At 41.1% G+C, this 19,920-nt stretch carries 20 protein-coding genes; 13 read left to right on the top strand and 7 right to left on the bottom strand.

The features are described 5' to 3' along the window. The first annotated feature begins 106 nt into the window (after positions 1–106). The 4 genes from Sdiek1_RS09715 to Sdiek1_RS09730 are packed head-to-tail and all read left to right on the top strand — an operon-like array spanning position 107 to position 2,928. Positions 107–421, top strand: coding sequence for an ArsR/SmtB family transcription factor (locus Sdiek1_RS09715; RefSeq protein WP_087438932.1), 315 nt, complete (start codon positions 107–109; stop codon positions 419–421). Next, entirely contained in the window at positions 418–1,671 is a 1,254-nt protein-coding gene (locus tag Sdiek1_RS09720; RefSeq protein WP_087438933.1) for an arsenic transporter, read from the top strand. The genes Sdiek1_RS09715 and Sdiek1_RS09720 overlap by 4 nt, the downstream gene beginning before the upstream one ends. A gap of 24 nt (positions 1,672–1,695) precedes the next feature. Continuing rightward, a complete protein-coding gene (arsN2, locus tag Sdiek1_RS09725; RefSeq protein WP_087438934.1) occupies positions 1,696–2,130 on the top strand; it encodes an arsenic resistance N-acetyltransferase ArsN2 in 435 nt (144 codons plus the stop codon). 33 nt (positions 2,131–2,163) lie between these two features. Further along, positions 2,164–2,928 (top strand): exodeoxyribonuclease III, encoded by a 765-nt coding sequence (locus Sdiek1_RS09730; RefSeq protein WP_087438935.1) that lies wholly within the window; start codon positions 2,164–2,166, stop codon positions 2,926–2,928. 16 nt (positions 2,929–2,944) lie between these two features. On the opposite strand, the gene Sdiek1_RS09735 is transcribed toward Sdiek1_RS09730, so the two are convergent. After that, complete coding sequence (locus tag Sdiek1_RS09735) at positions 2,945–3,346, bottom strand: PAS domain-containing protein (RefSeq protein ID WP_087438936.1); 402 nt, start codon at positions 3,344–3,346, stop codon at positions 2,945–2,947. Between the two features lie 169 nt (positions 3,347–3,515). Here Sdiek1_RS09735 and Sdiek1_RS15505 point away from each other — a divergent pair, with 169 nt between their 5' ends. The 4 genes from Sdiek1_RS15505 (at position 3,516) to Sdiek1_RS09755 (ending at position 7,567) form a co-directional block, all read left to right on the top strand. Further along, a complete protein-coding gene (locus Sdiek1_RS15505) occupies positions 3,516–5,129 on the top strand; it encodes a methyl-accepting chemotaxis protein (protein WP_087438937.1) in 1,614 nt (537 codons plus the stop codon). A 91-nt stretch (positions 5,130–5,220) separates the two neighbouring features. After that, positions 5,221–6,036: an NAD(+) diphosphatase gene (gene nudC / locus Sdiek1_RS09745; RefSeq protein WP_161492023.1), complete on the top strand. Its 816-nt coding sequence runs from the start codon at positions 5,221–5,223 to the stop codon at positions 6,034–6,036. Between the two features lie 56 nt (positions 6,037–6,092). Next, a complete protein-coding gene (msrP, locus tag Sdiek1_RS09750; protein ID WP_087438939.1) occupies positions 6,093–7,010 on the top strand; it encodes a protein-methionine-sulfoxide reductase catalytic subunit MsrP in 918 nt (305 codons plus the stop codon). Then, entirely contained in the window at positions 7,007–7,567 is a 561-nt protein-coding gene (locus tag Sdiek1_RS09755) for a ferric reductase-like transmembrane domain-containing protein (RefSeq protein ID WP_087438940.1), read from the top strand. The genes msrP and Sdiek1_RS09755 overlap by 4 nt, the downstream gene beginning before the upstream one ends. A gap of 23 nt (positions 7,568–7,590) precedes the next feature. On the opposite strand, the gene Sdiek1_RS09760 is transcribed toward Sdiek1_RS09755, so the two are convergent. Then, entirely contained in the window at positions 7,591–9,576 is a 1,986-nt protein-coding gene (locus tag Sdiek1_RS09760; RefSeq protein ID WP_087438941.1) for a TonB-dependent receptor, read from the bottom strand. Positions 9,577–9,777: 201 nt separating this feature from the next. Here Sdiek1_RS09760 and Sdiek1_RS09765 point away from each other — a divergent pair, with 201 nt between their 5' ends. Beyond that, positions 9,778–10,377, top strand: a complete 600-nt coding sequence (locus tag Sdiek1_RS09765; protein WP_087438942.1) for a LysE/ArgO family amino acid transporter — start codon at positions 9,778–9,780, stop codon at positions 10,375–10,377. A 132-nt stretch (positions 10,378–10,509) separates the two neighbouring features. Here Sdiek1_RS09765 and Sdiek1_RS09770 read toward each other — a convergent pair whose 3' ends face one another. From Sdiek1_RS09770 to Sdiek1_RS09780, 3 genes are all read right to left on the bottom strand, one after another. Then, the gene (locus Sdiek1_RS09770; RefSeq protein WP_087438943.1) at positions 10,510–12,120 is read right to left on the bottom strand and encodes a methyl-accepting chemotaxis protein; all 1,611 of its coding nucleotides are present in this window, start codon (positions 12,118–12,120) and stop codon (positions 10,510–10,512) included. A 202-nt stretch (positions 12,121–12,322) separates the two neighbouring features. Continuing rightward, complete coding sequence (locus Sdiek1_RS09775) at positions 12,323–13,936, bottom strand: methyl-accepting chemotaxis protein (RefSeq protein ID WP_087438944.1); 1,614 nt, start codon at positions 13,934–13,936, stop codon at positions 12,323–12,325. 133 nt (positions 13,937–14,069) lie between these two features. Then, positions 14,070–14,969 (bottom strand): AraC family transcriptional regulator, encoded by a 900-nt coding sequence (locus tag Sdiek1_RS09780; protein ID WP_087438945.1) that lies wholly within the window; start codon positions 14,967–14,969, stop codon positions 14,070–14,072. Positions 14,970–15,101: 132 nt separating this feature from the next. On the opposite strand from Sdiek1_RS09780, the gene Sdiek1_RS09785 reads away from it, so the two are divergent. After that, positions 15,102–15,743, top strand: coding sequence for a flavodoxin family protein (locus tag Sdiek1_RS09785; protein ID WP_087438946.1), 642 nt, complete (start codon positions 15,102–15,104; stop codon positions 15,741–15,743). A gap of 51 nt (positions 15,744–15,794) precedes the next feature. On the opposite strand, the gene Sdiek1_RS09790 is transcribed toward Sdiek1_RS09785, so the two are convergent. Further along, a complete protein-coding gene (locus Sdiek1_RS09790; RefSeq protein WP_087438947.1) occupies positions 15,795–16,382 on the bottom strand; it encodes a DUF2179 domain-containing protein in 588 nt (195 codons plus the stop codon). Between the two features lie 141 nt (positions 16,383–16,523). Between Sdiek1_RS09790 and Sdiek1_RS09795 the strand changes: the two genes are divergently transcribed. Genes Sdiek1_RS09795 through Sdiek1_RS09805 form a run of 3 tightly spaced genes read left to right on the top strand, consistent with a single transcriptional unit; the run spans position 16,524 to position 19,645 of the window. Beyond that, complete coding sequence (locus tag Sdiek1_RS09795) at positions 16,524–17,384, top strand: phosphate/phosphite/phosphonate ABC transporter substrate-binding protein (protein WP_087438948.1); 861 nt, start codon at positions 16,524–16,526, stop codon at positions 17,382–17,384. Further along, complete coding sequence (locus tag Sdiek1_RS09800; protein WP_087438949.1) at positions 17,368–18,840, top strand: sensor domain-containing diguanylate cyclase; 1,473 nt, start codon at positions 17,368–17,370, stop codon at positions 18,838–18,840. The genes Sdiek1_RS09795 and Sdiek1_RS09800 overlap by 17 nt, the downstream gene beginning before the upstream one ends. Then, positions 18,830–19,645: a phosphate/phosphite/phosphonate ABC transporter substrate-binding protein gene (locus tag Sdiek1_RS09805; protein ID WP_161492024.1), complete on the top strand. Its 816-nt coding sequence runs from the start codon at positions 18,830–18,832 to the stop codon at positions 19,643–19,645. The genes Sdiek1_RS09800 and Sdiek1_RS09805 overlap by 11 nt, the downstream gene beginning before the upstream one ends. Before the next feature lie 30 nt (positions 19,646–19,675). Here the strand turns inward: Sdiek1_RS09805 and Sdiek1_RS09810 are convergent, their stop codons facing one another. Further along, entirely contained in the window at positions 19,676–19,873 is a 198-nt protein-coding gene (locus tag Sdiek1_RS09810) for a YwbE family protein (protein ID WP_087438951.1), read from the bottom strand. Positions 19,874–19,920 lie beyond the last annotated feature (47 nt).

Genomic DNA, 19,920 nt, shown 5'->3' on the forward strand with positions numbered 1-19,920 from the left:
CTCCTCATTGAAGTGCTATATTATACTCTAACTTTTCATATCAATATATCTTGATATGAAAGAAATATTCTGCTATGCTATTCAAAAATCAATTGCGAGAAACCTCATGGAAACTTTTTTACAAACCGTTGGCGCGCTCAATGACGAAACACGTCTTCAAATCCTTCGTTTCATTCATCAACACGGTGAAGTGTGTGTCTGTGAAATCGAAGAGGCATTTTCACTCATCCAGTCGCGTGTCTCACGTCATCTCAAAATCCTCAAAGATGCAGGGTTTTTACGTGTGGATCGTCGTGGGAAATGGGCGTATTATCAGGTTCGCTCTCCGCTAGATCGTTTTAGGCTTGAATGTCTTGAAGAGATTAGCTATTTAGAGATGCAAATGCCTACGCCAGTCTGTGCCTGCAAGGATGCCAAATGATCCTCGCCTTTTCACTGTTTCTTATCACCCTGCTCTTTGTCATTATTCAACCGCGTGGAATTCAAATCGGCACGTCTGCCATCATAGGCGCTGCTTTTGCCCTGCTTTTGGGCGTGGTGAGTTTTGCCGATGTTTTAGTCGTGACCAACATCGTTTGGGATGCCACCCTCGCTTTCATTGGCATCATCATTCTCTCCCTTGTCCTCGATGAGATAGGTTTTTTTGAGTGGTGTGCGATTTGGATGGCACGATTTTCCAAAGGCAACGGACATGTGATGTTTGTCTATTCACTTTTATTAGGCTCCATCATCTCCGCTTTTTTTGCCAACGATGGGGCGGTGCTCATTCTCACACCTATTTTACTGGCTAAAATGCGCATTTTAAAACTAGAACCTAAGACGATTGTGGCGTTTTTGCTTGCAGGCGGGTTTATTTCCGATTCGGCATCACTGCCTTTTATCTTTTCCAACCTCACCAACATCGTCACCGCCAACTACTTCCACATCGGTTTTTCCACCTATCTTGGCACAATGCTCATACCTTACATCGTGAGCACCTTTGTTTCCATCGCTGTTTTATGGCTCTTTTTGCGTAAAGATATTCCTTTACATGTAAACGTAGAGCTCTTGAAACATCCCGATGATGTGCTAAAGTCTAAACCATTGTTTCACCTCGCGTGGTTTTTTATTGCCGCATTGATGGGAAGCTATTTTGTGGGGGAACAGTACCACATTCCGATTAGTTTTATCGCTCTTGGAGGAGCCCTGCTTTTTCTTGCGATCGCAGCCTATTTCAAAGCTGCTAAACCGTGGCTCACCATCAAAACAGCTCCGTGGCAGGTTGTGTGGTTTAGCATCGGGCTGTACATCGTTGTTTACGGACTGAAAAATGCGGGACTCACAACGTATTTGACGCATATTTTAAATGAACTCAATGCACAAGGCAATACGATTGCGATTGTCGGAACAGGCTTTATCGCCGCTATTTTAAGCGCATTGATGAACAATATGCCAAGCGTCATGATCATGGACATTGCGCTTCACGACATCCCCAACTCCGCTTTGGCGTACGCTAACATTATCGGCTGTAACCTCGGTCCCAAAATGACACCTTTTGGCTCACTGGCAACCCTTTTGTGGCTACATGTCATGGCAAAAAAAGGGGTCAAAATCAGCTTTTGGGAGTACTCAAAGTTTGGACTCATCGTCACACCACCGATCCTTTTGATCGTACTTCTAAGCCTTGTTTAGTCTTTACATGTAAAAGGAAAAAGCATGCCAATAACTCTACGAAAAGCGACAAAAAATGAGTACCGAGCTATCGCTCATTTGCTGGCATCGAACCATCTCCCAACAGCGGATATTGATGAGAAAAATATCACGCTTTTTGTGGGATTAATCGATGAAAAGATTGTCGCAACCATCGGTGTCGAAACATATGGAAACGAAGCGCTTTTGCGTTCTTTGTGCGTCAAAGATGGCTTTAAAAACCAAAAGCTTGGTGAGAAAATGCTCTCGTATCTGCTTAACTTTTGTACCCATGAAAACATTCAAACCGTGTATCTGCTGACCACAACGGCGGAGCACTATTTTGCTCGTTTCGGCTTTGAAACAATCACGCGCGATGAAACACCACCATCCATTCAAAATACCCGTGAGTTTCAAAGCATTTGCCCCTCTTCTGCTATCATTATGGCATTAAAACTTTAAAAAACTACGCTTTACATGTAAAAAGGAAAACCGATGAAATTAGTCTCGTGGAATGTCAATGGCATTCGCGCCGTTGCTTCTAAAAATGCGTTTGCATGGGTGGATGTGTTTAAACCTGACATCTTGTGTTTGCAAGAGATCAAAGCCGAAGCGCATCAAATTCCAGAACCACTTTTTAACCATACCTTTACATGTAAACATGTGAACGCAGCTTCCAAAAAGGGCTATTCGGGAACGATGAGTTTTTCGACCATTGATTTTAAAAAGACCGACACCGCGCACTCCATCGACCATACGCACGAAGGGCGCATTTTGGAGCACCATTTTGGCGATGTGGTTTTGTTTAACGTTTACTTTCCCAACGGTCAACAAAGCGAAGAGCGTCTTGCGCACAAGATGAAATTTTACAGTGATTTTTTGGCACATACCGAAGCACTTAGAGCGGAGGGAAATAGCATCATCATCTGTGGCGATGTGAACACGGCACACCGCACGATTGATCTTAAAAATCCAAAAGCCAATGAAGAGACTTCTGGCTTTTTGCCCATTGAGCGCGCGTGGATCGACTCGCTTTTAGAACACGGGTACATCGACACCTTTAGGCACATTCATGGTGACATCAAAGATGCCTACTCGTGGTGGTCGTACCGTTTTGGAGCGAGGGAACGCAATGTCGGGTGGAGAATTGATTATGTTTTCATCTCCAAAGAGCTAGAACCGCGTTTGAAAGATGCATTCATTTTAGCCTCTGTTGAAGGCTCAGACCATTGTCCTGTGGGCATTGAGCTAGAGTTATAGGCTTTACATGTAAAGTCTATTTTCGTTGCTGTTTGTACATCTCCACCGTTGTTCTCAGCTCATGAATATCGGTATGTGTGCCCACCACTTTGCTAGGGTAGCCATGCGGATTGTACGCAACAACTTTCGCTTGATCAAGCACCCATTTGTAACTTCCATCTTGGCAGAGCATACGGTGCTGATGCCTGTAGTGTTTGATGCGACCGCTCAAAAGTGAGGTCAATTCATTGAGGCAATAGTTCAAATCTTCAGGATGAATAAGCGACATCCACATATCTTTTGTCTGTTGAAATGTTTCATATTCATAACCTAACATAGAAACCCATTGAGGCGATAAAGTGATTCGATTGCCAATAGGATCCCACTCCCAAACCCCGTGCCCTACGCACTCTAAAATATGTATATACTCTTTTTGCATTCTCGATGACCTTTTATATCTCTTAGTTTTATGATCGAAAGTGTACCGTGTCAATGTGACATTTACGTTACATGACAACAATCATATTTTTCTAACTCCTTATTTTTCCCTTATATTTACATATAATTTACGTTGATTGACTACGATACCGCACAAAAAAAGGAGAGCAATGTTATTGGCAACAATTAAAAATAAACTAGCATTTTTACTGGTCATTATCTTTTTAGGATTTAGTGCATTAGGCATTGAGAGCCTCAAAGAAGGAAACGATGCAAAAATGGCAGCGACTCGTTTGTCTACCATTCCAGAGATAGAAAAATTAGCGATGGAACTGCGCATTGAACAGCGTGATTTTCAACTCTATTTTAAACAATCAAATTTGGATCGTTATGAGCAGATATTTCAAAAACTCTTGAGCGATTTGGACGCACTTAAACTCATGCTTATGAGCTCTCAAAATCATCAGCGTATTGAAACACTCAAAAAGCTCTTGACCGAATGGCACGATATTAACATCCCACGAATGCAGCTGTATAAAAAATATGGCGCAACACTGCATGAACCAAGTTTTGCTCAAAACAACCCAGAAGATGCCCAAAAACTTGATGAATACCATAAACAAAGCACCCAAGGTTTTGCTAGCATAGCAGATAAATTGGATGACTTAGCAAGCTCCGTCAAAACAAACAACTTCAATCGTCTTGACACCAATATGATGGCCTCTCAAATGACATTAGCCATTGTGATGATCATTGTTTTGGCTATATTTTTCATTGTTACACGCTCTATTAAACATTCTGTAGCACGAGCAAAAGCGGGCTGTGAGCAGATGCGCCAGAACAAAGATTTAAGCATGCAAATCAACATTCACTCCCATGATGAGATCAATGACATTATTCAAGCGGTTAATTCGCTGATTGCCGATGTTGCCAAAGCACTTAATCTTGCCAAAAGCAACGCCATCGAAAATGCCTCTGTTGCGGAAGAACTTTCCAGTACAAGCCTCCAAATCGGAAAACGGGCTGAAGAGGAGTCTAAAGTCGTTTATCAAACGACACGCGATGCCAAAGTGGTTGCGGTAGAAATTGATGAAGCAAGTGTTCAAACCAAAAATGTCAAAGACGTCACGACACAAGCTCAAAAAAGCCTTGATAGTGCCCAAACGCTTCTTAGCACAACGATTGCACAACTCAATCAAACCGCCCAAGCGGAAACAACGATCAACGACCATCTCAACCATCTTGCCCAAGAAGCGGAACAAGTCAAAACTGTTTTAGATGTCATCGGTGATATTGCAGACCAAACCAATCTTCTTGCCCTTAATGCTGCCATCGAAGCGGCACGTGCGGGTGAGCATGGTCGTGGTTTTGCCGTTGTAGCCGATGAAGTACGCAAACTTGCCGAACGTACGCAAAAAAGCCTCATTGAGACCAATGCAACGGTCAATGTCATCGTTCAGTCCATCAACGACATCAGTGGCGAGATGAACCACAATGTTCTGCGTATCCATGAACTCTCCGAATTTTCAAACCAAGTCACCGAACAAACCAATGATGCCGTCAATATGCTGGAACAAAGCGTTGTTGCAACCGATCATGTCGTTGGTAAAGCAAACAGCAATGTGAAGCTTATTAGAACAGCTGTCATCGAAAAAATCGGTGAGATCAATGAACTTTCAAGCTCAAATGCGAGAAGTGTCGAAGAGATTGCCGCAGCAGCCGAACACCTCTCAAAACTTTCAGGAACCCTCAGCCAAACATTGGCACAATTTAAAACAGCCTAAGCTTCTATGCCCAAAGAGAGATCAACCTTTTTGGGCATACTTTAGCAAGATTTTGCTATTATTTTGCACTTTACATGTAAAGAGGTTTAATGTGTTTGAACATACTATTTCGGTAAAACTGACACCCCTTTTTGTGCCAACAGATGGCAAGCAAAGTGTCATTATCGGTTTTTGTGGTGACGCTCTTTTAATGGCAGCCGATGGCTCTTTGCCCAAACGTGAACACTTTGAAATATTGGGAAAACCACATCACAGCTTTCACATCGGCGAAGTTCACGATGATCTCTACTCTTTGCTTGTGTGGAAAGAAGACATTACACTTCCAGAACACCTCGTCAAAACCAATCTCAGGGAATTTCTTGACGTTCATCCACCACATCTTTATGCGATGCTTGCTCGTGCCAAACAGCTTGCACACTGGCTTTATGACAACCAATATTGCGGTCGTTGTGGCGATCCTATAGGCTACTCACCTAAGTTTTCTGCCCTTACATGTAAAACCTGTGGCTTTACGATTTTCCCGCGCCTTTCTCCTGCTTGTATCGTACTTATTACACGAGGTGATGAGATACTTTTAGCACGTTCACCCTACTTTACATCGGGCATGTACAGTCTACTCGCAGGCTTTGTGGAAGCAGGTGAAAGTGTTGAAGATGCCGTGCATCGTGAGATTTATGAAGAAGTCGGCCTTCGCGTCAAGAACCTTCGCTACTTTGGCTCACAACCATGGCCTTTTCCACACTCTTTAATGATAGGTTTTTTTGCAGAATACGAAAGCGGCGAACTACACTTACAACCTGAAGAGATCGAAGATGCCAAATGGTTTACAAAAGACAATCTACCACAGCTTCCAAAACTCGCAACGATCTCAGGCATTATGATCAACGCATGGCTGAAAGATCATTAATTTTTTATTGATTCTTTTCTGTTAGAATGAGGAGAACTTTCGAATAGGAGTTTGCCATGCTCATCACCCCTGAAGCCCTCTTTGAGGCACGCAGATACTTTTTAAAACTTGGTGCGGGCGCATTGGTAAGTAGTACCGCTATTTCACAGCTTTTAGCTGATCTTCCGCCCGATATGAGCCTTCATTACACACCCGATACCAACCCACTCAAACTCTCACCCAATACGTTGGAGCAGATCACAAACTATGTCAATTTTTACGAATTTTCAACCGATAAAACAGCCCCTGTCAAGCTCTCACAAAAGATGAAAACAACCCCGTGGGATGTCCATTTTTCGGGGGAACTCAAAAATGAGCAAACATTTGAAGTAGACGACCTTATCGCAAAATTTGGACTCGAAGAGCGTATTTACCGTTTTCGCTGTGTTGAGGGCTGGTCGATGGTCGTGCCGTGGATCGGTTTTCCGCTCTCCAAATTGCTCGATTATTTAGAGCCCAATGCGAAAGCCAAATACGTCAAGTTCACCACGAGACATGACCCCTCTTTGTTTCCCGACCAAGCCAAAGGCATTTTTTCCTCCATTCCTTACCCGTACGTTGAAGGGTTACGTATGGATGAAGCGCGCCATCCGCTCACCTTTGTTGCTGTTGGAATGTACGGTAAACGTCTGCTTCCACAAAATGGTGCTCCGATTCGTCTCGTTGTACCTTGGAAATACGGCTTTAAGTCCATCAAATCACTGGATAAAATTGAGTGCGTGGAGAAAGAACCGCTCAATACATGGCAAGCCATCAACGCCAAAGAGTACGGCTTTTACGCCAATGTTAACCCTGAAGTTGATCATCCACGATGGACTCAGTCAAAAGAGCGCTTGCTTGGGAAACTCACCAAACAAGCCACTCTGCCATTTAATGGTTACGAAAAAGAGGTCGCTTCACTCTATGCTGGAATGGACTTAAGGAAATTCTTTTGAAAATCTTCCTCGTCCTTCTTGCCCTCCTTCCTTTAGGCATTGCCTATTATCGACTCGACAACGCCATCGACCCGATTAAAATGCTTTACACCACCACGGGTGTCGGTGCGATAACGCTTCTTTTACTTTCACTCATTCCTTCTACATGTAAAAGAGTCTGTGGGCTAAATTGGCTTCGTTATCGCAAAACCATCGGGCTTTTAAGCTTTTTTTACGTCCTTTTACATGTAAGCGTTTTTGTCATCTTAGACAGTGAACTTGACTTCGTCACCATCTTCGAAAAAAGCCTCAAAAAACCATTCATCTATGTCGGGGTAATCGCTTTTATCATTCTTCTGTTTATGGCACTCACCTCGTTTAAAAAGCTCTTTGCCACGTTTTCAAAGTATCATAAAATGGTCTATGTAGCCCTTGCTCTTGCACTGCTTCATAGCTTCTGGGCACAAAAAGTGGCTGGGGTGTTTGAGTATAGCATGGTTGCCATTGGTGTGGTACTTTTAGGGGAAAGAATTTGGGCGTGGAAAGCTTTACATGTAAACAACGCCACCCATCAATAAAACCATGAGTGGCGTTAGATTTGTTAGAACTTATAATGAAGATTGATATATGCGTAGCGACCTGGCTCGTTCATCAGCATCACGTCACCGCCACCTGAGAGAAGTGTAATGTCGCTGTAGGTATTGGAAACGGCGTAGGTTTTATCAAAAATGTTATCAACACCCAGTGTGACATCAAAATGCTTGGTCATTTGGTAGTTGTACTTCATGTTAAAGACCGTGTAGCCTGGAAGCTCTTGTTCTCCATTGTCGCTATCGACATTATTCCATCGTTTTGCAGCCACCATTTCAGTTTTAAGGGTATGCTCTGCTTGATGGTAGGTTACACCAACAATGGCTTTAAGAGGGACGATGTCGGCAAGGTCTTTGTCATTTTGTCCTGCGATTGGGTCGTCTTTTTGACCTCTTAAATAGGTCATTCCATAATTAAGTGTCCATGCTTCACTCATGTTGTAATACGCATCTAACTCGGCACCGTAAATGACGGCATCAATGTTGACATATTTGGAAGAGTTGTAGTAAATGTAGTCTTTTAAGATGGAGTAAAATATTTTTCCATTCACACCAAAATTGTCATAATGTGTTTTAAACCCAGCATCGGCTTCATAGTTGGTGGTTTGATCAAGATTGCCTAGCGAGTTTGTGCCCAAGTAAAGCTCTTTTGCATCAGGAACCCGTGAAGCTTTGCCGAAACCGAGGAAATAATCAACATTGTTATTGACTTTATAGGTGGCAAGAACATTGGCAGAGAGTGCGTCATAGTCATTTTTATCACGAGCATTGCTGCCTGCAATTTTTTTATTCGCTTTGACTTCCGTATCGTCATAGCGTGTTCCAAATTGAAGTTTTACCGCGTCAATCGTAGTGATGTATTGAGCAAAAAGCGCTTCATTGGTGGTGTCAACATCAGGTATAAAGACGGTTGAAGCACCTTGAATGCCTGTTGCAACGTTGGTGGAATATTTGACACCATCCCAATTTCGACGACTCATATCAACACCATACATGAACTCTCCGCCGCCTAAACTCATCACGTTTTTAAGCTTAGCCCCTTCGATGTCAGTATTTGCTTTAGCTGTCATATAATTTGTTGCACCCGCAACTCTCTCTTTGGTTGACATCGGATGTTCAACCTTGGATTTGTATGCTTCAAGGTTAATCTCTTTTGAATACGTTCCAAGATCATAGATGCTATATCCAAAGGTGTAAATATCGCTATCGTCATAGTCCGCATCCATCATCCGTGACGGATACAAAACATTATCACTGCGATTGAGCGTATAGCCTAAGCGAATCTCTTGATTTTCCACGGGGTTGATAAACACTTTACCCATAAACGTTTTTTTCTCGTAGGCCTTCAAGTCCCCATCGCGATAACGATTTGTCGCCATTCCCATATGTTGGGCAATAGCATTGTTAAGCTGCTCAGAAAGGGTCTTACCATTGCCATCTTTGTATTGATCGCTCTGCTCGGTTGATGCGCTGATTAAGGCACGAATATACTCGTTGCCACCACTCGCACTTGCAGCGGCTTTTTTATAGCCATAGCTTCCCATACCAAGGTTGACATCGCCACTTGGTTCTTGTGTTGGTGTTTTGGTTTCGGCGACCACTAAACCGCTGAGTGTACCAAAATGTTCCACATCATACGGTCCTTCAACAATTTTGACATTTTCAATATTATCGGCATTAATGTGTGTAATGGTTGGGTCCATTCGATTGGGACATCCACCGTAAATCTTGGCATCATCCATCAAAATATTGATATTATCTTTCTTTTGCCCACGTAAGATAATATCATTGGCAACACCACTGCCTCGAATCATTGTAATAGAAGCACTATTGCGAGAAAGTGCATCTGCAAGGTCGGCAGATTTTAGGTCATCGCCACGTATATCCTTGACCTCTTTGGAGAGTGTTTCTCCTACCACTGTTATCGCACCCAAATCTATTGTTTCCGCCATTAAAAACGTCGAAACAATCAAAGACATACCCACTATCTTATTCATACAACCTCTCCTAATATAAAGAGGGTACTATAGGTAGGCTCTGTTAAATCACTGTTAAATACTTCATCTTAAACCTAAAATTTTTAATTTAGTTCGTCATGTTTTGAGAGTAGCTCTAGCGTGAAAATCTTTACATGTAAAAACGAATTTAACGATTATTTTGCTATCATCATTCCCTATTTTCACCACAAAGAACACACAATGAACGCTTTTATTTCAGGTTTTAGTCTTGGTTTTTCACTTATTCTTGCTATTGGGGCACAAAATGCGTTTGTACTCAAACAAGGCATTAAAAAAGAGCATGTTTTTATCATCTGTTTGGTCTGCGCACTCTCCGATGCCATTTTGATTTTCTTTGGGGTTTCGGGCTTTGGTTATTTAGTAGAGCAGTTTCCTTCCTTGCAAACCGTTGCAAAGTATGGTGGTTTTGCCTTTTTATTTGTCTATGGCTTGAAAAGTTTTTACTCGGCGTGGAGCATGTCTCATGAGCTCAGTCCACTCGATCAACCCACACCTTCACTTGCCAAAACCATCCTGCTTGTCCTCGCATTTACATGGCTAAATCCTCATGTGTATCTCGATACCGTCATTTTACTCGGCTCCGTTTCCACAAAATTTGGAAGCTTGGCGCCGCTTTTTGGCTTTGGTGCGATGAGTGCTTCGTTTCTCTTTTTCTTTTCACTCGGTTATGGGGCGAGAATCTTAACACCCATTTTTATCAAAGCGATTTCGTGGAAAATTTTAGAAGTGCTCATTGGCATTGTGATGCTCTCTTTGGCGTTTATGTTATTGGGTTTGTAAAACTAGTTTTCTAAGAAGTAAAAGCACCAAAAATGCGTGGGCTCTCTGCCGAAGAGAACCCAGTGTTAACGTAGTCTTTAGAGCTTTGCTTTAAAGACGTGTTCAGAGTTCTTTAAGAACTCTGATGAGAGGTTAAGACTTAAATTGATTCAGTTTTTCATTGAGATTTTCAGCCAATTTTGAGAGATGATCTGCCGCTGAGGCAATCTCTTCAACACTTCTGGCATTCTCACTGGTAAGAGAATTAATGTTTGTTACCATTGAAACGATTCTATCCGTATCACTAGCGATTCGAATCGAATTTGCCGCACTGGTTGTGACAGAAACGACACTTTCTTGCATCACACTGCTTGTCCCAAGGATAGTCTCTTCAACACCCGTTGAAACATCTGAAAGACGTCTGATATTTTTTGCATTACGTCCCATTTGCTCGGAAGAATCTACAATTGACTGAACGATGACATTGATGGTCGCGTTAATCTCAGTCAATGAATTTTGGGTACGTTCTGCAAGCTTTCGCACTTCATCGGCGACAACCGCAAAGCCCCTTCCATGTTCTCCTGCACGTGCCGCTTCGATAGCAGCATTGAGTGCAAGTAAATTGGTTTGATCGGCAATATCAGAGATAACCGTCAAGATTTGTTTCACTTGTTCAGCATCACTGCTCATCTGCTCTAGTTTAGAAGCCAATGCTGTTTCTGCTTCACTGGCAAGTCCTACTTCATTGCGAAGACTTACCACTTCATTTTTAGCATTATCCAGTTTTTGTCCTGCATCGGTAATACTTTTTTTCATCTGTTCTGAAAGCGCCGCTGTCTCTTGTACAAAGGTTTTAATCGTTGCAATCTCTTGAATGGTATTTTCAACAATCGTCGTACTCTTTTCAGCATTACGCCCTATTTGCATACTGGTGGTACTAAGCTCATGCGACACAGAAGCATTTTCGCTTGAAGAATTTTTGGCATCCACAATGGTTTGCTCAAGCGTAGTAACCAAGTCGTTAAAACTATCTGTGATGTCTTTGAGCTCATTCTTTTTCTCATAATGTATTCTAAATTTGAGCTCTTTGTGTTGAACAAAAGAGACCACACTATCACGGATAATATGCACCCCTTGGATGATATTGCTACGAATCATCAACCCAAATAACAATAGAGCCACAGCTGAAGCTATCGCAATGACAACCATCATAATAGCAGCACTATTTTTTACATCGGAAGCATGATTGGCTGATACTTTTGCAAGTTCAAAATTGAACTTCATATGCTCTTCAAATACCTGTGTAAAATTCGTAATTACCTCTGTACTGTTGGCAAGAAGTGTATTTAAATCAGCGTGATTATTTGCTCGTGAAAGCGTAATGATCTGTTTAAGAAGCACATTGTAGGCTTCCACCGCTTTATGATCTTTGTCTAAAAATTCTTTATCTTTGTCATCAGAGATAAATGCATCATAGCTCTTAATCGCCACATTCAACTTCTGGTTGAGTGTTTGCATATTGGCTTCAACTTTATCTTTTCCTGCTATTTCTGTTTGTGAAATATGTTGCCAGATAGCAAGTCTTAATCTATAAGCAATCTGCATTGACTCATCAAGCACGAAAACGCTTGGAAGCGTATTGACATTGCTGTAGTTTGTCTCCGCATAAACTTGCTCCATTTTCATAAAGCTAATTCCAAAAATCGTACATGTAGCGAGAATTGCAACTGCAAGCATCACTAAAAGTTGTTTTGAGATACTCATGATAAACTCCTTTTTGGTTTCTTACAAGAATCATAACGCTCAGGTGTTGCAAATGCGTTATATTTATAAAAGTAATAAAAATTATTTTACATGTAAAGATGGTGAGAGGATTCTTTGTTCCTTATAAAAAGGATGTGTAGACTAAAGAAGGAGAAAAGTACGTTAAGTACCTTCTCCTAAAACGCGGAAGAAAGAAACGCAGTTAAGACTTAAATTGATTCAATTTCTCATTAAGATTTTCAGCCAATTTTGAGAGATGATCTGCCGCTGAGGCAATCTCTTCAACACTTCTGGCATTCTCACTGGTAAGAGAATTAATGTTTGTTACCATTGAAACGATTCTATCCGTATCACTAGCGATTCGAATCGAATTTGCCGCACTGGTTGTGACAGAAACGACACTTTCTTGCATCACACTGCTTGTCCCAAGGATAGTCTCTTCAACACCCGTTGAAACATCTGAAAGACGTCTGATATTTTTTGCATTACGTCCCATTTGCTCGGAAGAATCTACAATTGACTGAACGATGACATTGATGGTCGCGTTAATCTCAGTCAATGAATTTTGGGTACGTTCTGCAAGCTTTCGCACTTCATCGGCGACAACCGCAAAGCCCCTTCCATGTTCTCCTGCACGTGCCGCTTCGATAGCAGCATTGAGTGCAAGTAAATTGGTTTGATCGGCAATATCAGAGATAACCGTCAAGATTTGTTTCACTTGTTCAGCATCACTGCTCATCTGCTCTAGTTTAGAAGCCAATGCTGTTTCTGCTTCACTGGCAAGTCCTACTTCATTGCGAAGACTTACCACTTCATTTTTAGCATTATCCAGTTTTTTGTCCTGCATCGGTAATACTTTTTTTTTCATCTGTTCTGAAAGCGCCGCTGTCTCTTGTACAAAGGTTTTAATCGTTGCAATCTCTTGAATGGTATTTTCAACAATCGTCGTACTCTTTGCGGCATTTCGCCCTATTTGCATACTGGTGGAGCTAAGTTCATGTGATACGGAAGCATTCTCAGTCGATGATTGTTTCGCATCCACAATGGTTTGCTCAAGCGTGGTGACTAAGGCATTAAAACTATCAACAATTTCTTTAAACTCATTCTTTTTCTCATAGGTGATTCTAAATGTTAACATTTTATTTTTCACAAAAGAGACCATGCTATCACGAATAATATGCACGCCTTGAAGAATATTGCGACGGATCATAACGCTGGTAATAATAACTAAAACAGCCACTAATAATGAAAGCCCTATCATCAGTGCACTGGCGTTATCTTTTGTATTGGAAGCTTCAAGTGCCTTTGTTTCGGCTAACTCTTTATTGTAATTCATATGATTGCGAAGGGTATCTCCAATCGTTGCTAAAAATGGTCTCTTCGCAAATGCAAGTGTTCGCGCTTCTTCTTTCTTATTGGCTTTAGAGAGTGCTAAAAACTGATCTAGTAAGGCATTGTATTGATTTAAGATTTCTTTGTCTTTTTCATAGAGCTCTTTATCTTTTGCATCCGATAAATACTCAGAATATGATGCAACTTTTTTGTCTAATAACTCTCTTACTTCTTTAATCATAGCGGCTGATTCATCCATTGATTTTTCATCCGTTGCGGAGAGAAACTCAAATGCGTAGACACGAAGGTAGTAATAATCCTCCATCATGCCATTGACAATTAAAATACTCGGTAAGACATTCTCATTGCCATAATTTGTATTGGTATAAACCTCGCCCATTTTGTAAAAGCTAATAGCAAAAACGGAACCAATACCTATAATCGCAATTGTAAGCATAACGATAAGCTGCTTTGCAATATTCATGATAACTCCTATTTAGTTTCTTATGGAGTATCATAACTATCATGTGTTGTAAATGCGTTATAGTGCTTATAGAAAACGTCGCATCATTTTGAGATCATAAAATGACTCTCTCTAAACGCTTTACATGTAAAGATTATAAAGTTTCACTGTACCGTTTGGTATCGCTTTTGGGAGGTAATCCGTACATGCGGGTGTATTCTCTACTAAATTGGGATGGACTAGCGTAACCTACTTGAAACGAAGCAGTAGCAGCATCAACATGTTGGCTTAAAAGTAGTTTTCGAGCCATTTGCAGGCGTACTTTTTTTTGGTATTGAATCGGTGTTAATGTCGTCACATTTTTAAAATGTCGATGAAACAATGAGTTACTCATACCAAGACTATGTGCCAGAACGCTAATGCGTAAAGGCTCTTCAAAATGGGTATTGATCTGATGAATTGCTTGCATAATGCGGTAGGCATGACTTCCCATCGTTGCAAACTGTTTAATAAACATCTGTGGATGATGGTCTAATAAGCGGTACAAAACCTCTTTGACAATCAACGGAGACAAGGTTGCAATCATTTTTGGATTTTTTAAAAGAGACACCAACCGTATCAGCGCATCCAAAAGAGCTTCATCCATCTCTCCCATCACCAAAGCGCAGTCACATTTTTTTGTACAAGATTGCATAAAAGCATCTCCACTCTCTTGAACCACTTCCATCATTTCATCCAAGCTAAAGGTCAGTTTCAATGCTAAATACGGCGCTTCTTTACTTGCTTCGATGATCTTACCACTTAGCGGTAAATGTACCGAAGAGATCATATAGGTGGACGCATCATACGTATAAATTTGCTCCGCCAAATGCACTTCCTTAACACCTCTTGCAATAAAATAGATCGAAGGTTCACTCATCGAACAGGCAAACTCAGAGGTCTTGGAAACTTTTGAAAGACTAAGAGAGGTAATGTCCGTTTGCACCGTGCCCTCTTCGGGTAAAAAAGACTCTAAGAGCTGAATCAATTCATTTTTTTTAGCAGAGATGTCCATCTGTTTCCTTTACATGTAAAAGTATATTGTACAGTAATAGGCAATAAATGTATCTAAATTGTCTACCTACTTTATCAACACTTACGTTACAATTCAATCAACAAGTACCAAAAATAGAGGAGATAGAAGCATATGAAAGTAGTAGCGATCAACGGAAGTCCAAATAAAAAAGGAAATACCGCACAGCTTATCGATACGATTGCACAAGAATTAGCCCAAGAGGGAATCACCACGGAAGTCTTGCATATCGGCAATAAAACCATTCGTGGCTGTTTTGGCTGTGGTGGTTGTGCTAAAAACAAAGATGAGCGCTGTATTGCCAAAGATGATGAGCATGTCAATGAATACATCCAAAAAATGAAAGAAGCCGATGGCATTATCATCGGAACACCTGTGCATTGGGCGGGCATTGCAGGAACGATGAAGTCCTTTTTAGATCGCGCGTTTTATGTCTCCTCTGCCAACGGCAATCTCTTTCGCCATAAAGTGGGGGCAAGCATCGTAGCCGTTCGCCGATCGGGTGGTGTGAGTACCTTTGATGCGATGAACCACTACTTGACCTATGCTGAGATGATTATGCCAACAACCAACTACTGGAATGTCGCGCATGGAAGAGTCCCAGGAGAGGTGCATGAAGATTTAGAAGGGATGCAGATTGCACGCGTTTTGGGTAAGAACATGGCATTTACCCTTAAAATGGTTCAAAATGCCAAAGCAAACAACCTACCTTTCCCCGAACAAGAAGCTAAAATTATGACCAATTTCGTGCGCTAAATTTTTACATGTAAAAACCCTGAGGCACGTTTGCCTTGGGGAAAACGTCATCTACTTGCGCATGCCTCGCATAAACTGTGAAAAACGTGAACGTCTAGGTATTTCAGTCGGAAAACTTGGATCACTCGCATGCCTTACATCTTCAATGGAATAAACGGCTTGGGGATTGTGCATTACAATCAATTCTCGTACATGTGTGATGGAGGAGCGTTTAATGACCGTAAAGATGATATTAACCGATCCAGCATTACCTTCAGCATCCGCAACCGTCACGCTGTAACGAAGCGCACGCAACGCGGCAACTAAAATATGTGAATCTCTCTTCGTAATAATACGCACCACCACCATACCAATCGCCAAACGATTTTCAATAAACATTCCAATGTAATTTCCCATTGAAAACCCAAGTGCATAGGCAATATAATTGATAGGATTGGTCAGATTTTCCATGACTTTAGAGATGGCTAAAAGCCAGATTGTGACTTCAAAAAATCCTAAAATAGGCGCCCATAATCGCAACCCTTTGGAAACAAAAATGATACGCAGCGTACCAATGCTGACATCACAAATCCGTGCCAATGCAATTAAAATAGGAATGCCATATAAGCCAAACCACTCGTGTTGAAGTAACTCACTCATTTTTCATCCTTTTTTTCATTATAACATCACTTCGTTAATCCTTGCAAAAGTATTACAAAGAATCTCTCTTTATGGTTTATCCCAAAGGATTATGTTAAAATAAAAATCAAATGAAACTCTAACGACCAAATTGGGAATACCATGCTTATAAAACTTACCCTTTTTTGCCTTTTGTTATTTACATCACTCCATGCTAAAGAGTATAGTTTTGCAACCTACCCTTCCAATGATCCCATCAAAGTAAGACAAGCTTTTACCCCTTTAATGGAATATTTAACCGCGCAAAGTGGCGATACCTTTAGTCTTGTTATTACGAAAGACTACGAAGAGCTTGCCGCACGTATTGAAGAAAAAAGCGTTGATTTTGCATGGCTTAATACCAAAAGTTTTGTCTTGCTCAAAGAGAGAACGCCTTCACTACGCTACCTTGTAACCTACCTTGAACATTCTAAAAGTGGGAAGATTACCCCTTATTATCAATCTTATATCGTAACACTCAAAGAGTCCAATATCACGTCACTTGAAGAAGCAAAAGGAAAAGTCTTTGCATTTACCGATAAAGATTCAACCTCAGGCTATGCTTATCCTATGGTGCTCTTAAAAGAACATCGTATCAGCCCCGACAGCTTTTTTAAAAAAGTTTTTTTTCTCAAAAAGCATGACAAAGTGATCGAATCGCTGATGCAGCACTCCATTGAAATTGGCGCGATTTCCGATGGAACGTATTATAACGCTTTAGAAAAATACGGCGATCAATTCAATGTTCTTGCAACTTCAAAGCCCATTCCTCTGGATGTTATTGTCGCTACGCAAACTATTTCAAACAAAGAAGCAGAACGCATTGCTTTATTGCTGGAAGACATTCCAATGGATTCGCCTTCCAATAAAGCATTTAAAGAGTATTTAGGCTGGCCAAGTGCTGGTTTCATCAAGGAAGATGAACACTTCTACGATACCTTTAGCAAAATCCTAAAAGATGCGATGAATGAAACTCTACAATAAGATTCTTTTTTTAACCATCATTCAACTCTCAGCCATTTTTATTTTTGGTATTTATGAGATGCAATCGCTCTATCTTACCCAAAAAAAAGCCTTCGATCAAAATAAACTGTTGCAAATGGAGATGATTCAAAAACGTTTTGAAGAAAAACTAGACCAGCTTCAAAAAACGGCTGAAATTCTCACCAACTCCCAAGAAGTCGTCACAGGGATTATCAGCAATGATACCGACATGCTTTTCAATTGGAGTAAACTCTTTCTCTCTTCAAGCATCAATAAAATTCATTTCATGGATATGGACGGCATGATTATCAGCCGAGGTGAGTCGGAATTTCGCTTTTCAGACGATGTCTCAAAGCGGTTTTACATCCAACAAACCCTTAAAAATGATACATTCTTGGGAATTGATCTCATCGATGGTGAAGAGTGTTTAATCTATGCAAAACGCATAAAACAGTATGGAACCAAACCTATTGGTATCATCAGCGTTGCCTTAGTGATTGACCAAGAGTTACTCTCTGTTCTGGTGCAAGGAACCATGATGAACATTACATATCATTCCGAACATCAAACACTCTCTTCCAATAAAGACCAAAAACTAATCGATATCTCATCCTTACATGTTATATTAGAATCAGGAAGTATCAAAGATGTTTCCTTCACGATTGGCTTAGCCTCAGAAAAAGAGCTCATAGCGCTCAAAGAGGCACGTACCAACTTTTTTATTGGCATTGCATTTGCCTTAGTTCTTCTGGTGCTTGCCATTCATTTTACATTGATCAAATCACTCAAAGAATATAAAGCACTCTCTCAAGTCTTGATTGATTTTTATGAAGATCGCCTGGATATTCAAGAAGTCATAACCACCATAGAGCAAACCACCCAAAAAAACACTACGCCTGAAGTCAAAAAAATTTCAGAAGCACTTTTTAATATGAGCCAAAAAGTAGCCGAAACGCAAAAGGCACTGGAACTCTTAAGCAGTACCGATCAACTCACCTCTCTTTCCAACAGACGTAAACTAGAAGAGTGCTTAGAGCAAAAGATTAAAGAGGCCAGTCGAGGCAGTTTCTTTTCCGTGATTATGCTTGATATCGACCGCTTTAAAACGATTAATGACACCTACGGGCATGAAATCGGTGATCACGTTTTGACACACATGGCACATCTGATGCAAGAGACCATGCGGACGAGTGATTTGCTCGGTCGTTGGGGCGGAGAGGAGTTTTTACTCATCTTACCGCAAACCGATCTTGAAGGTGCCCTGTTAATGGCAGAGCAGTTGCGCTCAAAGATTTACAACTTTACATTTGAGCGTTATCCCCAGCGTGTGAGTATGAGCTTAGGCGTGACACACTATCATAAAGGCGACACACCCAATAGCATTCTAAGACGTGCAGATAATGCCCTTTACCGCGCTAAAAATAATGGAAGGAACAGGGTTGAACATGACGCTTAGAAAATTTATGAGCATTTTCTTACTTCTGTGTATGTCGCTTTTTGCCCAAGAAAAACTGATTCTTGGGGTTAATCCTTACAAAAGTGTTGAGGAACTCCGTGTGATCCATGCAGAGCTCATTGCGTATCTTGAAAAAGCGCTTGATCGAGAGATTGTCTTTGTCGTGGCTAAAGATTATAACCAGATCATGACATTAGTAGAGCAAGGCAGTGTGGATATTGCGTCTGTCTCCCCCAAACTTCTTGCTATCTTGCGGCAAAGAGAGCCAAAACTGCACTATTTAGCAACTATCAAATTTGCCAATGCACAAGTGGGTACCCGAAGCAGTTACCACGGTTTGATTTTAACTCTTAAAGGAAGTGCCATTCAAAATATTGCCGATCTAAAAGGGAAGAGTTTTGGCTTTACCGATCCTGATTCAACCTCAGGATACCTCTACCCTCGCTTTATCATGCAGCAAAATGGCATCAACCCCAACAAAGACCTAGGGAAGGTCTATATGATCAAAAAACACTCTAAAATCATTGATACAATTTTGGAGGAATCAATTGATGCAGGAGCCGTTTATGATGGTATATACTATGAGCTTTCCAAAGAGAAGCAGGAAAAAATACGTATTTTAGCGACCACCGAAGAGATACCCTACGATGCCATGATCGCCTCCAACCATTTAAATAAAGCGCTAATCGCAAAAATCCATGACCTACTTTTAGCCTTTCATCCATCCCAAGCAACGCAAGCAGGCATTGCAGGTTTTGAGGAAAAACCACTCTCTTTATACGATCGTTTACTCAATCTTGAATAGATTCAAGCATTACATGTAAAACCTGTTTAGTTAGAGAATAATCTCTTTCACGCGTCCAACTTCGCCACTTTCCAAACGTACTTTAATGCCATGAGGATGGTTTGACGAATTGGTCAGAATGTCTTTAACGACACCTTCGGTGAGCTTGCCACTGCGTTGATCTTCTTTTAAAACAATCAAAACTTTCACGCCTTTTTGAATGTTACTGCGACTCTGTCCTGCACTCATTGCTATCCTTTACATGTAAAAGTGTATTGTACCCTATTGCACATTTT

Source organism: Sulfurospirillum diekertiae, from assembly GCF_002162315.1.
In the GTDB taxonomy this organism is placed as follows: Bacteria; Campylobacterota; Campylobacteria; order Campylobacterales; family Sulfurospirillaceae; genus Sulfurospirillum.